The organism is Rhodococcus sp. SB1D (assembly GCF_048573875.1).
Taxonomy (GTDB): Bacteria; Actinomycetota; Actinomycetes; order Mycobacteriales; family Mycobacteriaceae; genus Rhodococcus_F; species Rhodococcus_F qingshengii.
In genome coordinates this window covers 89,747-108,737 of record NZ_JBMAIQ010000013.1, presented here as the reverse complement: position 1 = coordinate 108,737, position 18,991 = coordinate 89,747, and the positions used below count along the sequence as shown (strand labels likewise).

12 protein-coding genes are annotated in these 18,991 nt (G+C 59.0%); 2 read left to right on the top strand and 10 right to left on the bottom strand.

Annotation, left to right across the window (positions count from 1 at the left end):
* Positions 1–97 precede the first annotated feature (97 nt).
* Positions 98–925 (top strand): glycoside hydrolase family 16 protein, encoded by an 828-nt coding sequence (locus ACN50D_RS25580; RefSeq protein ID WP_052416980.1) that lies wholly within the window; start codon positions 98–100, stop codon positions 923–925.
* A 9-nt stretch (positions 926–934) separates the two neighbouring features.
* Here the strand turns inward: ACN50D_RS25580 and ACN50D_RS25575 are convergent, their stop codons facing one another.
* From ACN50D_RS25575 to ACN50D_RS25545, 7 genes are all read right to left on the bottom strand, one after another.
* A complete protein-coding gene (locus tag ACN50D_RS25575) occupies positions 935–1,459 on the bottom strand; it encodes a hypothetical protein (RefSeq protein ID WP_144245859.1) in 525 nt (174 codons plus the stop codon).
* A gap of 729 nt (positions 1,460–2,188) precedes the next feature.
* Positions 2,189–2,917: a glycoside hydrolase family 16 protein gene (locus ACN50D_RS25570; RefSeq protein WP_157770437.1), complete on the bottom strand. Its 729-nt coding sequence runs from the start codon at positions 2,915–2,917 to the stop codon at positions 2,189–2,191.
* 107 nt (positions 2,918–3,024) lie between these two features.
* Positions 3,025–4,182, bottom strand: a complete 1,158-nt coding sequence (locus ACN50D_RS25565; protein WP_211920652.1) for a glycosyltransferase family 4 protein — start codon at positions 4,180–4,182, stop codon at positions 3,025–3,027.
* Positions 4,175–5,950, bottom strand: coding sequence for a hypothetical protein (locus tag ACN50D_RS25560; protein ID WP_211920654.1), 1,776 nt, complete (start codon positions 5,948–5,950; stop codon positions 4,175–4,177). The genes ACN50D_RS25565 and ACN50D_RS25560 overlap by 8 nt, the downstream gene beginning before the upstream one ends.
* Positions 5,947–7,749, bottom strand: coding sequence for a glycosyltransferase family 2 protein (locus ACN50D_RS25555; RefSeq protein ID WP_064443931.1), 1,803 nt, complete (start codon positions 7,747–7,749; stop codon positions 5,947–5,949). The genes ACN50D_RS25560 and ACN50D_RS25555 overlap by 4 nt, the downstream gene beginning before the upstream one ends.
* Positions 7,739–9,016, bottom strand: coding sequence for a hypothetical protein (locus ACN50D_RS25550; protein WP_228401202.1), 1,278 nt, complete (start codon positions 9,014–9,016; stop codon positions 7,739–7,741). The genes ACN50D_RS25555 and ACN50D_RS25550 overlap by 11 nt, the downstream gene beginning before the upstream one ends.
* Positions 9,013–9,966 carry a glycosyltransferase gene (locus tag ACN50D_RS25545; RefSeq protein ID WP_211920656.1) on the bottom strand — a complete coding sequence of 318 codons (954 nt, stop codon included), beginning with the start codon at positions 9,964–9,966 and terminating at the stop codon, positions 9,013–9,015. The genes ACN50D_RS25550 and ACN50D_RS25545 overlap by 4 nt, the downstream gene beginning before the upstream one ends.
* A gap of 228 nt (positions 9,967–10,194) precedes the next feature.
* Here ACN50D_RS25545 and ACN50D_RS25540 point away from each other — a divergent pair, with 228 nt between their 5' ends.
* Positions 10,195–11,121 (top strand): endonuclease/exonuclease/phosphatase family protein, encoded by a 927-nt coding sequence (locus ACN50D_RS25540; RefSeq protein WP_052416977.1) that lies wholly within the window; start codon positions 10,195–10,197, stop codon positions 11,119–11,121.
* Positions 11,122–13,336: 2,215 nt separating this feature from the next.
* Here ACN50D_RS25540 and ACN50D_RS25535 read toward each other — a convergent pair.
* From ACN50D_RS25535 to mfd, 3 genes are all read right to left on the bottom strand, one after another.
* The gene (locus tag ACN50D_RS25535; protein ID WP_064443929.1) at positions 13,337–14,122 is read right to left on the bottom strand and encodes a glycosyltransferase family 2 protein; all 786 of its coding nucleotides are present in this window, start codon (positions 14,120–14,122) and stop codon (positions 13,337–13,339) included.
* Positions 14,123–14,399: 277 nt separating this feature from the next.
* Positions 14,400–15,287 (bottom strand): MazG family protein, encoded by an 888-nt coding sequence (locus ACN50D_RS25530; protein WP_147308027.1) that lies wholly within the window; start codon positions 15,285–15,287, stop codon positions 14,400–14,402.
* A gap of 70 nt (positions 15,288–15,357) precedes the next feature.
* Positions 15,358–18,984 carry a transcription-repair coupling factor gene (mfd, locus tag ACN50D_RS25525; protein ID WP_030536282.1) on the bottom strand — a complete coding sequence of 1,209 codons (3,627 nt, stop codon included), beginning with the start codon at positions 18,982–18,984 and terminating at the stop codon, positions 15,358–15,360.
* Positions 18,985–18,991 lie beyond the last annotated feature (7 nt).

Genomic DNA, 18,991 nt, shown 5'->3' with positions numbered 1-18,991 from the left:
ACTTGCTAACAAACTTCGAGTAATTTTATATATCGAACTGATAACAATCTTGGGATCAATGGTCCCGAAGGTGATATCTCGCCCATACGATCTGCGCATGAGAATTTCAGCACTTCTTCGAATTGCCCTTCTTTCAACGACTCTGGCGACGGCAACGATTAGCTTGCCTCCTCTTATGTCGCCAGCACGCGCAGCAGATCGTTTTACGGTCTATGCATACGACGAGTTCAATGGCCCTGCAAATTCAGCCCCCAACCCAGCCATCTGGCGCTACGAAACCGGCGGAGGTTGGGGGAACAACGAAAAGCAGGTGTACACCGACTCGCGGTCCAACTCGAGACTGGATGGGCAAGGAAATCTCCTCATTCAGGCCCAAAAAGTAGGCAACACAATCACTTCCGCACGACTTGGAACTTTCGGCAAGGTCGACTTCACTTACGGACTAGTCGAGGCGCGAATAAAACTGCCAGCAGGAAAGGGCATGCATCCGGCATTCTGGACGCTCGGCACGAATCTATATACAGCCGGTTGGCCCGGCTGTGGCGAAATCGACGCAATCGAAACCATCAACGATGCGAAGACATACACGAGCGCCGTGCACGGCCCTACCAAATCAGGAACACGTGTGACCGGAGTTTGGGACCGCAGTGTCGGCGGCGCACGACCCGGCACCGACTTCACCGCATTCCACACCTACGGGATACTCAAGCGGCCCGGACGAATCGAGACCTACATCGACGGCGTTCGAATGCTGTACCTCGATCGGTCACAGGTATCCGGAGCGGAGGCATGGGTGTTCGACGCTCCCGCATACACCTTACTGAATATTGCCGTTGGTGGAACCTGGCCAGGTTTAACCGATTCAACCACACCTTGGCCATCCACGATGACTGTCGACTACGTACGTTGGTTCCACGAGAACTGATACGCGGAGTTACCGACATTCATCCAGCAGTGCGGTGGGATCGCAAGCGACCGCTCGAAGCACCCTCCTGATCATTTCGGTATCGAATACGTTGCTGTGGAAGGTAACTGAAAAGTGACGTCGCCCATCGATCTCTGCACCGAGGAACGCGATTCCTTCCGCTCCATATGGATCGGTGGCCGCCACACACAGCGGATCGCCTGTCCATCTGATTTCATCCGAATTGGGAAGACGACCTATGTCCGAGTATGAAACCAAGGCGTGAGGCTTGATGCTCACGCTCGCCTCGGCGACCGTGGCGTGGGACCTCCCGAGGACCGAAGCCACAGTCGCCTTCGCGCTGATCGCTGAAAGGGTCAGCAACGGGTGACCCGAAACGAGTGCCCCCGCGATACCCCGACTGACCTCCGACAAAGTCACGGATTCACCCACCGGAACATATTGCCCCACAGCAAAATTACCATTGACCACGGTCGACGGATGCGCATATCTGCGCGCGTCCATCAACACGAGCGCATTGGACGCGGTTTCCACTCCATGACCTCGCAAGGCAGCAAGAAAAACAAACAGTGTTATCGCGCGCAGAGACGCCGACGGTGCGTGCTCGTCGCGCCAGCACACTAGTCGACGTGCAACTTGCGGATCCATCGGGAGCGAAAGACTGACCGGGTTGGGCCGCCAGGGCGTTCGGTGAGTCGCCGAAACCGCCTCAATCCGTGTTCCACGCACGTGCGAATGCCATCGAACGGCCGCTCCGAGCCGCCGAGGATCAGCTGCAAAAGACCGAATAATTGTGCGCGACAAAGGAAGTCTCGACTCCGCTGTATGCAGAGATGAGGGTAGTTGCCCTGATTGAGCGGTGCTGACAAGGGCAGCCCACAATCGCGAACCACCGATCCCGTCGGAGATGCCGTGCGAACCCAAACATGCAACATATTCCCCCGACGCAACGATTCGGATCGACGAGTGCGTCAAATCCGAATTGAATACGGCGGTCGCAAATCTCGAAATGTCCGCCGCGTCGGTGGGCGGAACTTCTTCGACTGCCGCGCCAACAGCATCCGGATCGAACAGCCAACGACGGCGAGAGGAATCCGCGCGCAATCCGAACCTCGTCTGCGGACCGATCCGAGCAATCTCGATCAGCGCGCTCCGCAGATCACTCGACGAGATGACACCAACTGGTCCGCCGATGACGAGCGCACGATCACGAACCCGCATCTGATCAACTGCAGAAATTTTGTACCTAGACATTATTCACTTTCAAGGCGTGAATCGAATCCAGTCGACGGTCAAGGTCGACACCTCCGGGGTGGTTGCATCCGTCGGCCCGGGCCATTCTCCGCCCACCGCTATGTTCATTACGACATAGAACGGCTTGTCGAATACCCATTTGGAGCCGTCCGGCGACTCGCTGCGCAAATACTCGCCCACCATTACACCGTCGATGAAGATCGAGATGGAGTCAGATCTTCTCGTCACCTCGTAGACATGGAAGGTGTCCGAGGCATCACCGCCGAGATAACCATCCGACGACATCTTCCACTTGCCTTCTGTGTGTGCAGAAGGATCGGACCACGGACCGTGGATTGCGTTGTGATACTCAGTGGCATTGTGCACCAACTCCATTACATCGATCTCGCCGCTCTCCGGATAGCCCACCGTCGCCAAATTCTCGCCGAGTAACCAGAATGCCGGATGGATTCCCTGCGCCATCGGGAACTTTATGCGGGCAGAAATCGTGCCCTCGGTGAACGAAAACTTGTCCCTTGTCACGATCCTCGCCGAAGTGAATCCCCCCAGGACCCGACGAGCTTCGAGCACGAGATTACCGTTTCCATCCAAACGCGCGTTTTCGGCGTTGTCGGTATAGATCTGCTTCTCCTGATTTCCCCAACCTCCGCCCCCGACATCGAATCCCCACATCGCCGCGTCAGGAGAATCCCCTGCAGCACCATCGAATTCGTCTGTGCCGAAATCGCTCGAGACCATTCGCATCATTGGACTCGGGGGTTCACCGGTGGTGCACGAAGTAGCCAATAGTAGTGAGGCCACCGAGAGAATCATCCCAGCCCGCACCACGACACGCGTACTCCCACTCATTTCGCAACCCTTCGATAGACGTCAATCAGTCGATCAGCTCGCGCTGAGACCGCGTGGTCCTCCAATACCGACCTGCGTGCACCGGTCACCAACCGAGCGCGAAGCTGCCTGTCATCCAGAAGGGACAGAATTCTCCCGGCCACGTCTGCGGAATCACCCGGTACGGACAGCAGTCCGTTTTCACCATCGACGACGTAATCGAGGAAACCGTCGGTCCGACTGGCCACCACCGGAGTACCAACTGACATCGCTTCGATCGCTATGAGCCCGAAGGGTTCTCGCGCGGAGGGAACACACAGGATGTCAACCGACCGCAAAATGGCCGCAACATCGTTCCGTTGTCCGACAAATCTGACAGCACCAGGAGCCAATTCCGCAGCTTTTCGGCGAAGATTCTCGCCATAGCGCTCGTTCCCCGGGCTCGACCTGCCAACGATGACCAGATGTAAGTCCTTGCCGCGGGAACGGATCTGGGATACTGCCTCGATCAAGGTGTCGATTCCTTTGACAGGGTCGACCCGTCCAACGACTGCGACCAATGCAGAATCGGGGGCATCGGTGAGCTCAGCTCGCACCGTAGCTGGTCCTGGCGCAAAGACCGCCGAGTCGACGCCCTGAGGAACTACTGTCGTCTTTCTCTGAGCCGACTTCGAAAGCTGCTGCCGTGCAGCATTACTCACTGCGATCGCGGCTGAGGCCCCACGAACGGCCGAACTCAGCAGACTCCGACCTCGCCCCGGGTCGAGTATGTCGTGAATCTCGAGCACAACAGGTGTTCGCGCCAACCTGCCAGCCGCAACGCAATCCAGATGTGACAAGAGCGAATTCGAGTGGACGACATCAGCACGCCGAGCATGTACCAAAAGCTTTGAAACCCACGTCGCAGACCGCGGGATCTGCGACAACAACGTCGCCGGAGTCTGAGAAGCGCCAGAGGAATCATGCAGACCGACACGCGCCCCGTCTGGCATCGGTATGAATTCGAGTCCCATCTCGTTCCACGTCTGTTCGAGCTCACCACCAGAGGGCGCGGCCATGACAACGTTCACACCTTGCTCACCGAGACGTGGGAGCAACCGAATAACACTGTGCTCGATACCCGTGACATCGCGAGTCAGCGTCGACGCAAGAATTCGCAGTCTGCGATCAGCCATCGTTACCACTTTCATCCTTAACGGCCACTCGCTCGAAGACTACGAATCCACTACCTTCGAGGAAGACTTTCCACATCGGGTCCAACCGCATTCGTGCCTCCAGATTCGGCAATGCGTCCCGTGGGGAGAGCCCGAAGTACCAATTGTAGAAAACCATTTGATCGGAAATCGCGAAGTACGTTGTCCGGTGGTCAGCGACGAAGTATTCATTGAACTTCGCGTACTCTTCGTCAGTCGCAAAGTCTGCACCGTAGAAAAGAGTCGCGGCCTCCGGTTGCACATCGAACTTCGGATCGAGGCCGGCCAACCGCAGATAAGCCTGAGTTGGCCGATCAGGCCACGCCGGGGACGGAACCCTCAGTACACCATAGGGATCCGCCGACTCCAATACCTCGGAAGCGCCCTTAACTACTGCAGGTTTCGTCAAGTAGGCGAACCACGCACCAAAATACGCTTCTGATGAAGACAGCGTGACACCGATGAGCAGGATGCCCGCCGCTATTAGCTTCATCCTCGAGGCTCGGCACGCGCGGAGCATCGCAGTGACCGGAAATGCAAGCAGCAGGGAACAACCCACCAAACAGTAAAGATAGACACGAAAGATCGCTTCACCACCATAGCCTTGCCCGGCCAGAATGGCGAGGGGAGAAAACGCGACAATCGCGAGAGCAAGTACCGGCATCTTCTTGCGCCACATGATAATTGCCGTGACCGCGGAGGAAACCAACAGTCCGACAGTCAAGAAACGCATCGTCTTACTTGCAAATGCCTGTCCTGCAGTCGGCGTGAGATTCGCTCCGGCGAGGTTGGACTTCGCGTTCGACGTCACGTCGAAAGAGAATTTCGCAAAGTCACCTGCACTGTCCCAGTTGTGGATGAGGAAACCAATGGCTATTGCAGCGAACACGAATGTCAACCACCACGGCCGAAGCATTCGAAAGATCATGAGCGCCAACAGGATCAATCCCATCCAATACGGAGTGAGTTGGTGAGTGACTACTATCGCGCAGAAGACCACGATCATGACGACGACAAGGTTAGGTCGGTCTCGCGAGGATCCAACCAGGGTTAAGAACGCAAGAACTAGGATCAGAGCCAGCGATTGAGGGGCGAAGTAATCCTGCGCCACCCAATTGAGCACCTCGAAGAGAAACGTGGCGGAAATAGCGGTCGGGACATCCAGCCTCCACGCCCTCGCCATGCAGTAGAACAGAATCACCATGAGGAGATGCGCAGCGATCGCGAACCAGTTCGCAACGGTTATGTCCGGCACGCCGGTAACGCGAGAGAACCAAGCCGTTGCCGTGAAGAGGCCAGGCCACCCGTTGTACACATCGACACCTCGTGCCAGGAAATGGCTTCGCTGGATCAGATCCGTGACCCCAAGATGCTTGTACGTCCAGGTATACAGCGGCACATCGGACGCCATGAGTGTCGCGGTCCTCTGCACGAGCGCAACAGTCACCACCGCGCCGAACGCTGCACGGTCGTTCCTTCGTGACATTGCGACTGCGAAGCCGATCACCGACAAAGTGATTGCACCGGCGAAGAACGGTGACGCCGCGAACAGCAGGCCGAAATCCGACGCCTGTGCAGTCGACAGCGAAGGGGCAGCGATCCGCCAACTCACCAGTGCTGCAACGAGAATCCCCCACGAAATCCAATCGCGCCTCTTTCTGTCGGATACGACAGCAATCGTCAGCCGGTCAGTCGGAGCATCATATGACTTCGTCGACGACAGCTCGTTACGCTCCTTCAATCTCGTCATGACCGCCGGAACCCCGACAGGACAGCCCCGATACGTCGCTTGAGGTTTTCGCGACCGGAAACTTCCGGGCGATTATCGAGGGTGAGAAGTCGAACTAGAGATGCTCCGATGGTAGCGAGACTGGGAATCACGAGCTGCGAAAAGGGATAGTACTCCTCGATTGTGGTCATCAGGAATGTCATCAGCACGACGATCGAGATCCCCAGGGCCGGAACAGCTGCGACCCGTACGTAGCCAGGTTGATCAGGCATGTACGACATAATTGCCGCACCCGGGCCGACCGCGACAAAAACGATCACGGCTACACCGGTGAGAGCGCCGATCGCGCCCAGGCCGGCGCCGACCAGACCACAAACTCCACCGACCAATCCCAGAATTGCCAGTCTGTGCTCGTCGGTCGGCCACCGCGCGTCAACCATCGCAGTCGCCCGACGAATCGACCTAGCGCCGGGAAATTCGACGGCTATCGAACTGCGCACCGGGCGCGTTCCCTTCGGGAGAAGTGGTCGCCCCCGCAATCCCCCCAAACGCGAGCGCACCAACGCTGCGGGGCCTCGCAACAATGCGCGCCGCTCGATCCAAGGCAATTTGTCAAGATCGGGTGTAAGTCGAATCTGACCTTCTTCAGGTTGGGAGACGCTCCCGAAGTGCGAAAGTCCCTTGACCATACGCGTCGCCAACATCATCGCTATTCGCGGATCCATAGCGAGTTTCGTCAACCAGGCTCCCAAGCCGAGGCCGTAGTCGGCCATCTGTTTACTCAATCCCGCTGAATCGATGCGATGGCGGTGCCAGACTCGCGCAGCAGGCGCGTAGACCAGCGCACCCCCGTCGAGAATGACCCTGACGAACATGTCGATATCTTCACCGCCGCCTGACGGCGATCCCACCCCTAGCCCCTCGTCGAATCCGCCGAGTTCGAGCATCACGGATCGTCTTACCGCGAAATTGGCACCCGTCCCGAAATCGCCCACACGGAAAGGGAACAGAGCGTCGTTCTCAGGCGGAGCTGACAAGCGGTACGTCGTTCGCACAAGATTCTTCGACCAACTCACGCGACGATCGAAAAAGGCTTGAGCAGGAGTCGATACCTCACCTGTCGGCACGAGACCTGTGACGATGTGGACGTCCTCCGCGACTGCGAATCCGCCGACCAACTCACGGAGCCAGTTCTTGTCAATCACGACATCGTCATCCGTAAATGCCACGAACTCTTCAGTGGCCGCAACTAGGCCTATGTTTCGTGCCTTGGACAGGCCACGTTCCGGCGCATCAACGATCCGAACTCCGGCAAAAGCGTCCACTATCGGCGGTGTCAACCCGGACGAAGGATCGTTGTCCACGACAAGCACGTCGTAGTTTCGGTAGTCGAGATCGGCGAGTGAAGTCAAAACTTCACGGAGCATGTCCGGTCGATTCATCGTACAAATGATCAATGTGACAGGCACTTCGGGAGCCGGTGAAGTGGTTACAGGCTCGGAATCCGGCAAGTAGGCCAGTACTTCCTTCGATCTGATCATTCCGTTCGCGACTTGAACCTCGACAAAGGCAAATGATCCGTTGAGTCGGGCGACCAGCAGGCGAGCACGTCCGTACGCTGTTCCCCCGGTCAATTCGATGACACTCGATGCAAGTAGCTCCCACTCGTCCACCTGACCTATCCAAATGGCCCCTGCCCACAATTCGATTCCGGCCGTCGGCGTCATCACCGGATCGAGATTCGTGAGTCCATCACGCCGAAGGCCCTGTGCGGCTGGCTCACCGGCGTCCTGATTTCTGACATCTTCTTCAAACCTCATACTGAAACACCCGCCTTCTTATTGCATCTCGACGCCGAGCTATCCCGAAGACTGCGGCGATGCTAGCCGCCGTCTGGGCCACACCGACAGCAACCGCAGCACCCACAGCTCCCCAGAGAAAGCACGCGAAAGGCAAGACCACCATGAGAAGTCCGGCGAACAGACCGTTGATGACCACCAATGGTCCGATCTCGCGCCTCGCTCGCTGCAACGCAGACCACACCACGAACATCGTTCTCATCAACGACCCGATCGCAAGGATGATCACGACAAGTTCGGCATCCAAATCCAGATACTCGGGATCGAGTATTCCGAAGATAATCGGTGCACCCAGCGAGACCAACACCCCGCCCACCGCGACCAAAACAGAAACCCTCACAAACAAAACCAACGCCATCTTGGAACCATCTTTCGGGTTCTTCGAGGCGTGAACCACGAGGGAAGTCCCCATGGCAGAGCCGACGAATTCGAGAGTCTGTGCGATGCTCATCGAAAGAGAGAAAACTGCGCCCTGAACTGGACCGGAATAGGCGGTGACGAGAAATGGCATCAGAAGGATCACCCCGACACCCATGGCTTGGGTCGGGACAGCTTGCCTGCACATTCTCACGACCTCAGCCGACGCGTTGCCTTCAGTCCACAGGCCAGGGGGCGAGGTAGCCGATCGCCGTTCGACGATACGGCCGATCATCAACCGCATGAACACAACCGACGCTCCGCCTACCACGACCGTCGACATGACCACCGGTTGCCAATTCGCTAACCACACCAACGCGAGAAGAACACCAATGCGACCAGCGCTGACGATCCCGTTGATCAAGGGCAGCTTCCGGGACTCGTCCAAACTGGTCAAAGTGCTGTTCTGCAGAATGAACATGCCCCAGACGACAACACCCACAAACACTAGGCAGGCAACCGGAATCGAGCCCCTCACTTCCGGAATGAACCAAACCGCCGCGACTGCTGCAATGACGCCCACAGGAACCGACAACATGTAGAACACCCGCAGACCTCGCCGGTGCACGGCGCCGAGGCTTGCACCTGCTGCGGGCATCATCGAATTGAAGACATCGCCGACTCCGGTACCGATTACCATTGCCGGAGCGGTAACGAGCGCAAGCAGCGCTGTCATGACGCCCAGCTGTGCCGGCGGTAAAACTACAGCCGCGACTGCCCAAAATCCCATGCCTAGTGCGGCATTGATGACCTGGGACGACGCCATCGACGCTGCATCCGCGTAGATTCGCGGCCCCTTGTTCGTCATCACGGGCCTACAAAGTGCCGACGCCTGCACATGATGGCGGACAGGGCGCCCATACCCGCCGAAACGATTCCGGCAACTACGGCCCCTGCCCTCGATAGGGACACCCGACCCCCCAAGACGTATCGCCGAAGCCCGCTGGTGAGAACACTGCGCACGTAGTCACGCTCATCGTCGAGTTCCTCCGAGCCGTTCCGGTCGTCTCGCAGTTCGATCTTTCCCTTCCCCTCGGAATAGCAGCGGGCCAGGAAGAAGCGAAACGTGCTGCGTTCCAAAGGAATATCGTGATCGATCACCGATGTCGGCACGTACATCCAATGAAAGTCGTTGCCAAGTTCCGCCATTCGGATACACAGGTCGGTATCCTCGGGTTGCGATCGCTCGCCGCTCTTGCCGAACCCGACTCGAAATCCTCCGACCGCGCGGAAAGCCGCTGTACGAACGGCCATGCTGCCACTCCAGACGTTGCGAACACGGGAGGTCTCGATCGGCATTCCGTGAAACGATTCTCCGACGACCCACCCGAATTCGTCCGGAAACCAATTAGGCTTGGGTGATCGCCATACTGCCCTGTACCGTCCGCCCGTCCCGACGACCCGCTCGTCCGCGAACGGTTTGATCAGCTCCGACAACCAGCTGCTGTCAGCAATCTCGTCGTCATCGATGAAGGCAGTGTAGGGCGTCGACACGACAGCAACTCCAGCGTTGCGAGCGCCAGACGCACCTCGAGGCCCGTCCTCGTAGGAGATCACACAGATGCCCGGCATTTCGCGGCGCAAGGTGTGCGCGAGCGAGCGATTGTGGTCGACCGCAACGATGATCTCGGCAGGCTGCAAGGTCTGCGCTGCAATCGAATGAACAGCAGCAACTATCCCCCGCAACCGCTCCATCGAATAACAAGCCATGACGACGCTTACCGCACCGCTATTCGAATTGAGGCCATGTCGTGTGACCATGGTCACGTCTCCAATCATCGTGCCGGCCGATTTCCCGTCCCGCTCGCGTCCGGACCACCGCCTGGACACACAGACCAAAACATCTCAGTCGCCACAAAAGCCCAGATTGACAGACTATCGGTCTGTTCTTTGGCTATTTACTTGACGGTTCCCCCGCCGACTGTCGTGGACCAATGTACCCCAGTAACGTTCCAGCGATCATTTCACCGATGCGGTACAACCGAGGTTGTGACGTTTCTGAAATGGGCATGCTGGACCACCCTCGTCGTGGGCGCAGGACTGCTCGTCCTTCGATACTTGCCGCTACGCAACCCCGCACTGCTTTCACTGGTGATCGCAGTGCCATACCTACCGCTCGCAATGGTGCCTGCAACGCTGACATTGCTCGCCACTCGCGAGTGGGTCGGCTCGATCATCGGGCTGGCGATGATCATGTTTGCAATCGGCACACAGGTCGCGGTGCCCGTCACCCCGCCTCGGACAGGCGAGGCCATGCGAATCATGTCGATCAATGTCGCAAAGGGTGCGGCCGACGTGGACGCAGTCGTCGATGCAGCGAGACTTCACAACGTCGACGCTGTCGCGGTACAGGAATTGACCCCGGCCTTTGCGGCCGCACTGGAAGTTGCAGGAATGCCCGGGATCTTCCCGTTCAGCGTCATCCGGCCAGACAATGACGCACGAGGAACCGGACTGTGGAGCCGATTCCCGATCAGCGAACCCCGTCAAATGGAAGGGTTCGGGTTTGCCTGCGTCGCAGGAACAATCGAATTCAAAGGCGGAAAATACGACCTGGTGGCGACACACATCACAGCCCCGATACAAGATCAGGATTCCACGAACTGGATCAATGAACTCGCACAAATCCGCGCACTATTGGACACGAATCTCAACCCACTCGTTATCGCCGGCGACTTCAACGCAACCGTCGATCACAGACAGTTTCGAGGTTTACTGCATGGTGGAACGCAGGATGCCGCGAGGCAGGCTGGTCGGTTCTACGTGAACACCTTTCCCGCGAACTGGTCGTGGCCGCCATTCGCCGCTCTCGACCATATTCTCGTCCCGCCCGAACTGACGGCGACAACGTTCGATACCGTCGAGATCGCCGGCTCCGACCACCTCGCAATCGTGAGCACACTCGTTCAGCGCTGACGAAAGTCAACTTTCCGCAACTGTCTGGCAATTTCCAAAACAAACCTGTAGATTGTTTTGGGGCAGATCAGCTGTCGATGAGTACGTTCTCGACTGAGGACATCCTCTCAGTCCAATCGGATGTCGAAGGATTCAGATGCGGTTAGCGCGCGGTCACGTCGAACCGGCAAGCTCGACATGTCATTTCGGAGCGTCACCGAGCACTGCTGGGAACACCATCGAGATAAACAAGAGCGCATCCTCAACGCATGTGGCCACCGATGGCGGAAAGTTCACGACTTGGTTCGGCAACGAGGCTTCGCCACTGTTCGGCACACTGCACGTTCCGGCTGGGGGCACAGCACGCGGAGGGGTCGTGCTGTGCCCTCCGATCGGAAAGGAGCATGTCGATTCTTATCGCGGCCTGATGCTCCTGGCTCAAAAACTTTGCGCGCAGGGCATGTTAGTCCTTCGGTTCGACTATCTAGGCACAGGTGACTCGTCCGGTGAACAGACCCGAGAAGACGCTGTCCAGATATGGGAGTCGAGCGTCGTGGAGGCTGCTGAGTTTCTCCAGTCCTGCGGAGTTCGCGAGATCACACTGGTCGGGCTGCGAGTAGGCGCGTTGGTCGCAACTTCCGCGGCGTCGAGGATACGAGATATGACGACGCTGGTACTTTGGGACCCCGTCATCCGTGGGCGCACGTTCGTTCAGCAGCAGAAGGCATTGAATCGGCTCACAGCGGCCCCCGATGCCGACGATCCACTCATCCCGCTCGTCGGGATGTCGGTGCACCCACTTGCTGCACAACGTCTTTCGGGTATGAATCTCACTGCGCTCCCCATCGACCCTTCAATTAAGGTCCTAGTTGCGTCGCGGCCAGAGCACGCCGACACTGCACGAGTAAGACAACTCGTAGAATCACTGTCAGCTGACCACATGAACATCGACGGCCAGGCCCCCTTCATCGAGCCAGCCGACTTCGCGGTCCAAATACCCTGGCATACAGTGTCTTCTCTGGCGCAATGGATTGGCGATTCGACGCGCTCGCCACGCACAAGTGTCACCGCACATCTTCGTCATTCCACGACCTTGTTGAACTCTCAGTTCGAAATCCCGATCACCGAATACATCTCCTACGTCGGCACGAACCGTATGCTGACTATCCGCACAGCGCCGGCCTCGAGCATCCCCGGCGGCCCGACTCTAGTTCTATATGGCACCGCGTCCGAACACCGGATCGGTCCCAGTCGCCTTTGGGTTGAGTTGGCAAGAGAGTTGGCAGGCTACGGAATCACGACTATCCGCTTCGACCGCACTTCAACCGGCGAAACGACCGCTGCGCAGGATCGAGAAATCAGCACCATCTACACACCCGAGCAACGCGCTGATGGCGTAGAGGCGGCCAGAAACGCTGGCGTGTGCCCAGAAAACCTGGTAGTTGCCGGCTTGTGCTCCGGATCGTGGAGTGCCGCAATCGCTGCCGCAGAACTCGGAGCAAATCGCGCAATACTAGTCAACCCCCTTCGGTGGACTACGCGACAATTAGAGTTCACGCGAAGCCAGTCTCTCGCGCCTGCAGAATGCTCGCGAGGAACCTTCGCGCTTCGAGCACACAACTGGGCCGTCAGGTTCAAGGACAAGCTTCGTGACCGATTGCCGTATCGCGTCTGGCTCGCATTGGGTCGGATTGGTCTCGTGCAGGTCCCAGAGGTGCTTCTCGCGCCGTTGGTCCAAGCAGGCGTCGCAACGACAGTGCTTGTATCACCAACCGATGAGGAATGGTTTAACGAGAATCGCGGTCGCAGCGGAGTCCAACGCCTACGGAAAGCGTTCGGCACCATCGAGATTCGACAGCTTTCGCAGGGTGATCACGCGTTGATCGGACCAAGGATTCGCGCCTCGGTTCACAAGGAAATGAAGAATTCAATCTTGACGACGTTTGGAATCCCGAGTTCACGACTACTCTCAGTGCCGCCGGAGGCTTTGAGTGATTCGGCTCAGGAGACCACTGCTGCGGCGAAATCGAGTGCATTCACATAAGCCACAATCACTCCCCGACCGCAAGTGCCGGTGGGCGTCATTTGCATGTCCGCAGCGACACTGCAGATTCGAACCGGTGAGGCGAAATGTCGACATCCAACAATGTTGGCACATCGAGATCGTCTCGTGCGGGGATTGAACGTAGGAAGGCCCTCCCGCCGGACAGGTGGGAGGGCCTTCGCCAGTCACCGACTACTTTGCGCGAGCCGCTTCCCGTAGCGGAACCCGACGCTCACTCCGGATGGTTCGCAGTACTCGAAATCCGTCACGTACTGCGTTGAGATTGCTCTCGCCATAGATACGGTCGCGCTCGTAGCTCGGCACTTCGGATATCTTCAGTCCTGCATTGGCTACCCGAACATTGATCAAGGTTTCGATCTCGAAACCGTCGCCCCATTGCGCCTCCGCGGTACCAGTCTCCGGCAGGTTCATGACAGGTATGTGGCGACGCCAGAACGCGTTGTAGCCGTAGCATAGGTCGCTGAAAGACGCACGGAACTTGATGTTTACGATTCCATTCAGTGCTTTGTTTCCAAGTTTACGAGAAAAAGTGATGTCATCGCTCCCCCCTCCTTGCGCAAACCGTGTCCCCTTGGCAAAGTCGGCCCCCTGCACAAGCGCATCGACGAACAAAGGAATCTCCGCAGGGTCCGTCGAACCGTCAGCGTCGATCATGACGACAATGTCACTCGTTGCCGCCCGAAATCCACATGCGAGTGCGTTGCCTTTCCCTCGTCTCGTCTGCGTTACGATCGTCGCCTTCGGCCACAACCGCTTGGCAACATCCACCGAATCATCGACCGAATGGCCATCGACGAAAACGATCTCATCGATTCCGTCAGGCATCCGTTCTGCAACGTAAGGCAGATTTTTCGCCTCATTCATCGCCGGCACCACCACCGTCACAGAGGGACGCTGTGAAGCCGGTGCATGCTCCTGCTCGGATATCTGGATGCGGTCAGTTGTGTCCACGCTCATTGGTCCTCTGTCTCCCCGGTTGCGTCCCCCGCCAGATATCAAAAACGGTGAACCTTTGGCTTCAAGCAAATAGTTGGCCAACCGCCGAACGCCCCACCGTCCGACGAAGACTGGCTCGCCTCTCGCTTGACCTGTACCGAACCAACGGTTGGTACCCCCAACCCTGCACGTAGAGCGGCACGGTTTGCTTGTCTGGAGATAAACATACCTTGAGTTTGTTTATTTCGCAGCCTCGAACTCAGGTGACCTTCCACTCAGCTACAGAACGGCAATCAAATCACGGGAGCCGCCGAATTCGCCAAGCATCAGCCCACCGTGCGGTCGAACGAGCAGAAGGCTCCTCGCCCTGCACATTCACCGAATTTCTCGCCGACGACTGAATCATCGACTCCGCATCACGAAAGTGTTCAGCAAAGCGCTGAGCCTCGAGGCGAAGAGCCTCGTCGGCGTCAAGGGACCGCGCAACCGCGTCCCGCAACTCAACCGGTACCAGGTCCTCGGGGAACCCTCCACGGACAGCCCTCTTCACATACTGCTCAGCCAGCATCGCTGCGGGTTGGCTTTGTGCAATGCCGTCGAGCTCTGAGGCACGCGACTTCTCCTCCGCCTTTCGCTGATCCCATGCTCGCTCCTGCGCCGCAATGTCGACCGACTCCGACGGTTCGCCGGCCAGGTGTGGGCTCCGGTGGCAGAGTTTCGCCACCAATGCGCCGGCAATCGTGTCTATGTCGACTGGCGGTGCAGTTGGCTCGCACTCCGCTATCCGTGCATGAAACAACACCTGCAACAAAAGGTCACCGAGTTCCTCGTTCAGCGCCTCGCGGTCGCCGGCCAGAATCGCATCGAGCACCTCATACGTCTCTTCCAGGAGGTAGTTCGACAAGCTCTCGTGAGTCTGAGCAACCTCCCAGCCGCCAAAACTCCACATCCGGTCCATCAACGCACTCGCTGCGACAAGTCCGTCGCCCTTCACGCTTTCAGCGGCAATCAAACGTGCACCATCCTCGAGCCTGCTGCGCGCCGCCTCACACTCGCGGTCGGTCGTCACCAATACCCGGGCGCCGGGTACAGACTCGGCAAATCGGTCCCGAACCTGCGATGGCACATCTTCGGCAATCTCGACAGGACCGGCGAGGGCAGTCAAGGCATCAATTGGAACGGACATGGGGCGAAACGGGTCGAGCACGACCACAGTCGGCTGGTGGTCGCCATCTGATATCTCGTTCACCGTGTGCTCACGCCTCGACCAGGACGGCACCGGCGGCGCGCCCGTCAATCGCCAGGATGAAGTCCGCGATGTACTGGAGCAATTCGACGTCCCGCAGGCGATCCGAGCCGACTCCGCCGGTGCGAGGCAGCGGGAGTTGCACGAGCCCGGTCGTTGCCCGGTACTGCGCGCTCGGATAGATCCTCTTGAGCCTGATCTGTTTGGAATCGGGCAGTGACATAGGCGAGATCTTGAGCTGAGTTCCGGTGACGGCGACTTCCTCCAGTTGATACTCGCGGCAGAGCAGTCGAAGCTTGGCCACCGAGATCAGCCGTCGAACCTCTTCGGGCAGTGGGCCGTAGCGATCGACCAGTTCTTCGACTACGGCAGCGATGCCGTCGGAATCAGTTGCCGCAGCGAGCTTGCGGTACCCCTCCAACCTGAGCCTGTCACTGGTGACGTAGTCGGGCGGGATGTGCGCGTCCACCGGTAGGTCGATCCGGACTTCCTTCGTGCCCTCGTCCATTGTGATCGGTTTGCCGTCGGCTGCAGCCCGGAAGGCTTCGACCGCCTCACCGACCAGCCTGACGTACAGATCGAACCCGACCCCCGCGACGTGGCCGGACTGCTCTGCGCCCAGAACGTTTCCGGCTCCACGGATTTCGAGGTCCTTCATCGCGACGGCCATACCCGCGCCGAGGTCCGAATTCTGCGAAATCGTTGCCAGTCGGTCGTATGCCGTTTCCGTCAAAGGCTTTTCGGCCGGGTACAGGAAATAGGCGTATCCACGTTCACGACTACGCCCGACGCGTCCGCGAAGCTGATGCAACTGCGAGAGGCCCAGCGAATCCGCACGTTCGACGATCAGTGTGTTCGCGTTCGAGATGTCCAGACCGGTTTCGATGATCGTGGTACAGACCAACACGTCGAAGTCGCGTTCCCAGAATCCTTGCACGGTCTTTTCGAGAGTGTCCTCGTTCATCTGACCGTGCGCGACGACGACGCGAGCCTCCGGGACGAGTTCACGGATCTTCTTGGCTGCCTTGTCGATCGAGCTGACACGGTTGTGTACGTAGAAGACCTGGCCGTCGCGCAGAAGTTCACGCCGGATGGCCGCGGCAACCTGCTTGTCCGCATACGCGCCGACGTACGTGAGGATCGGATGACGTTCTTCCGGCGGTGTGAGGATCGTGGACATCTCGCGGATCCCGGCCATGCTCATCTCGAGAGTACGAGGAATCGGGGTAGCCGACATCGTCAGGACGTCGACGTGGGTGCGTAACGCCTTGATGTGTTCCTTGTGCTCGACTCCGAATCGCTGTTCCTCGTCGACGATCACAAGCCCGAGGTCCTTCCAGCGAATACCGGTCTGCAGCAACCTGTGAGTACCGACGACGATGTCGATCTCACCTTCCGCCATGCCGGCGATGATTTCCTTCGAGTCCTTGGCGTCGGTGAACCGGGACAGCCCTCGCACCTTCACCGGGAACGACGACATTCGTTCGGTGAAGGTCTGAAGATGTTGCTGTGCAAGCAGAGTCGTCGGCACCAGCACCGCCACTTGCTTGCCGTCCTGCACTGCCTTGAACGCGGCGCGGACGGCGATCTCCGTCTTGCCGTACCCGACGTCACCGATGACCACCCGGTCCATCGGAACCGGCTTCTCCATGTCGGCCTTGACCTCACTGATAACGGTCAACTGGTCGATCGTCTCGGTGAACGCGAATGCGTCTTCGAGTTCCTTCTGCCACGGTGTGTCCGGGCCGAACGCATGCCCGGGAGCAGCCTGACGCGCTGCGTAGAGCTGAACCAGCTCGCCCGCGATCTCACGAACTGCCTTGCGGGCCTTACGCTTTGTGTTTGCCCAGTCGGATCCACCGAGCTTGCTCAGCGCCGGCAACTCCCCACCGACGTATCGGGAGAGTTGATCGAGCGATTCCATCGGGACGAACAGACGATCGCCCGGATGACCGCGCTTGCTCGGCGCGTATTCGATGACCAGGTATTCACGACGCGCCCCACCGATGGTGCGTTCGACCATTTCGACGAACCGGCCGATACCGTGCTGATCATGCACGACCATGTCCCCTGCCGACAGCGCGAGGGGATCAACCTGATTGCGGCGCTTGGCCGGCAAGCGCTTTCCGTCGCCGACCGCGGCAACGCGGTTGCCGGTCAGATCGGACTCGGTGACGATCACCATCCCAGGCGTCGAGTCGTCGCCGGCGAGTACCAGTCCGTCGTGCAGTGATCCGCGGAGCACCGCGACCTGTCCACGGGCGGGGGTAGCGCCGGCATCGAGCATCTTGGCGGGCACTTCGGCTTCACCGAGTCGCTCCACGACGCGGCTTGCGGTTCCGGCACCTGCCACCACGATCGCCGCGCGACCGCCCGTGCTCACGTGCGCCCGAAGGCTGACGAACAGCTCGGCCAACAGGTCGTCGGAACCGCGCACCTGCGGTGCCGCATGCACCGGGAGTTCGAGTTCTTCACCGTTTCCCGACGCCAGCGGGCTGACTGTCCACCAGGGTCTGCCGGCAGCTTCGGCAGATTCGCGAACATGACGAAGCGACCGGTACGCGGAGGCACCGAGATCGACTCCTCCGCCGTTGAGGATCGACGTGTCGAGCGGTGCAGCGCCGCCGATCGACGCCGCCGTCCACGATGCTTCCAAGAATTCCTGGCCGGTGCGCACCAGGTCGGTGGCGCGGGTGCGCACCTTTTCCGGATCACACAGAAGAATGTGCGCCCCTTCAGGAAGTACATCGGAAAGTAGCTGCAGTTCACCGGGTTTGAGAACCGGGAGCAGAGCTTCCATCCCCTCGACGGGGATACCTGCCGAGATCTTGTCCAGCATCTCGACCAACGACGCGTCAGCCTGGTTCTCAGCAGCGAGTGCGGCAGCTCGATCACGAACATCAGCTGTCAGAATCAGTTCACGACACGGCGGCGCGATCACGGAATCGACGTCGACGTCCGCTAGCGAACGCTGATCGGCAACTGAGAAGTACCGAAGCTCGGATACCTCGTCACCCCAGAATTCGATACGGACCGGATGATCCGCCGTGGGCGAGAACAAGTCGAGAATGCCACCACGGACCGCGAACTCACCACGCTTTCCCACCATGTCGACGCGGCTGTACGCCATCTCCACCAGACGAACCAGAACGGAATCGAAATCGATCTCGGTGCCGACGCGCAACGTGATCGGTTCTATCTCGCCCAGGCCTGGCGCCATCGGCTGAACGAGGGAACGCACCGTGGTGACGATCACCCGAAGAGGCGATCCGTACGAGGCGTCGTCTGGCCTGGCGAGTCTGCGCAGTACCTCCACCCGTCGCCCAACGGTATCCGCGCTCGGCGACAGTCGCTCGTGCGGCAATGTTTCCCACGACGGAAACTGCGCCACTCCTCCACCGAGCATCTCGGTGAGTTCCGAAGTCAGATCGTCGGCTTCACGACCGGTGGCTGTCACCAGCAGCACCGGCGTGCGAGCGGCGAGTGCAGCGGCGATGAACGGCCGAGCCGGCTTCGGAGCCACGATGTCCAAGGCGGCCGATCCGATGGATTCGATCACCGGAGTGAACGCGGCATCTGCGAGGGCGACCTCGGCGAGTCCAGCGAGCGCAGTCTGGGCAGAGGACAAGGAAGTCAACGAACGC

Excerpts from the sequence above, each read along its gene's own strand:
- ACN50D_RS25580 (WP_052416980.1), top strand. The coding sequence starts at position 98 with ATGAGAATTTCAGCACTTCTTCGAATTGCCCTTCTTTCAACGACTCTG.
- ACN50D_RS25570 (WP_157770437.1), bottom strand. The coding sequence starts at position 2,917 with ATGGTCTCGAGCGATTTCGGCACAGACGAATTCGATGGTGCTGCAGGG.
- ACN50D_RS25565 (WP_211920652.1), bottom strand. The coding sequence starts at position 4,182 with ATGGCTGATCGCAGACTGCGAATTCTTGCGTCGACGCTGACTCGCGAT.
- ACN50D_RS25560 (WP_211920654.1), bottom strand. The coding sequence starts at position 5,950 with ATGACGAGATTGAAGGAGCGTAACGAGCTGTCGTCGACGAAGTCATAT.
- ACN50D_RS25555 (WP_064443931.1), bottom strand. The coding sequence starts at position 7,749 with ATGAGGTTTGAAGAAGATGTCAGAAATCAGGACGCCGGTGAGCCAGCC.
- ACN50D_RS25545 (WP_211920656.1), bottom strand. The coding sequence starts at position 9,966 with ATGGTCACACGACATGGCCTCAATTCGAATAGCGGTGCGGTAAGCGTC.
- ACN50D_RS25535 (WP_064443929.1), bottom strand. The coding sequence starts at position 14,122 with ATGAGCGTGGACACAACTGACCGCATCCAGATATCCGAGCAGGAGCAT.
- ACN50D_RS25530 (WP_147308027.1), bottom strand. The coding sequence starts at position 15,287 with ATGTCCGTTCCAATTGATGCCTTGACTGCCCTCGCCGGTCCTGTCGAG.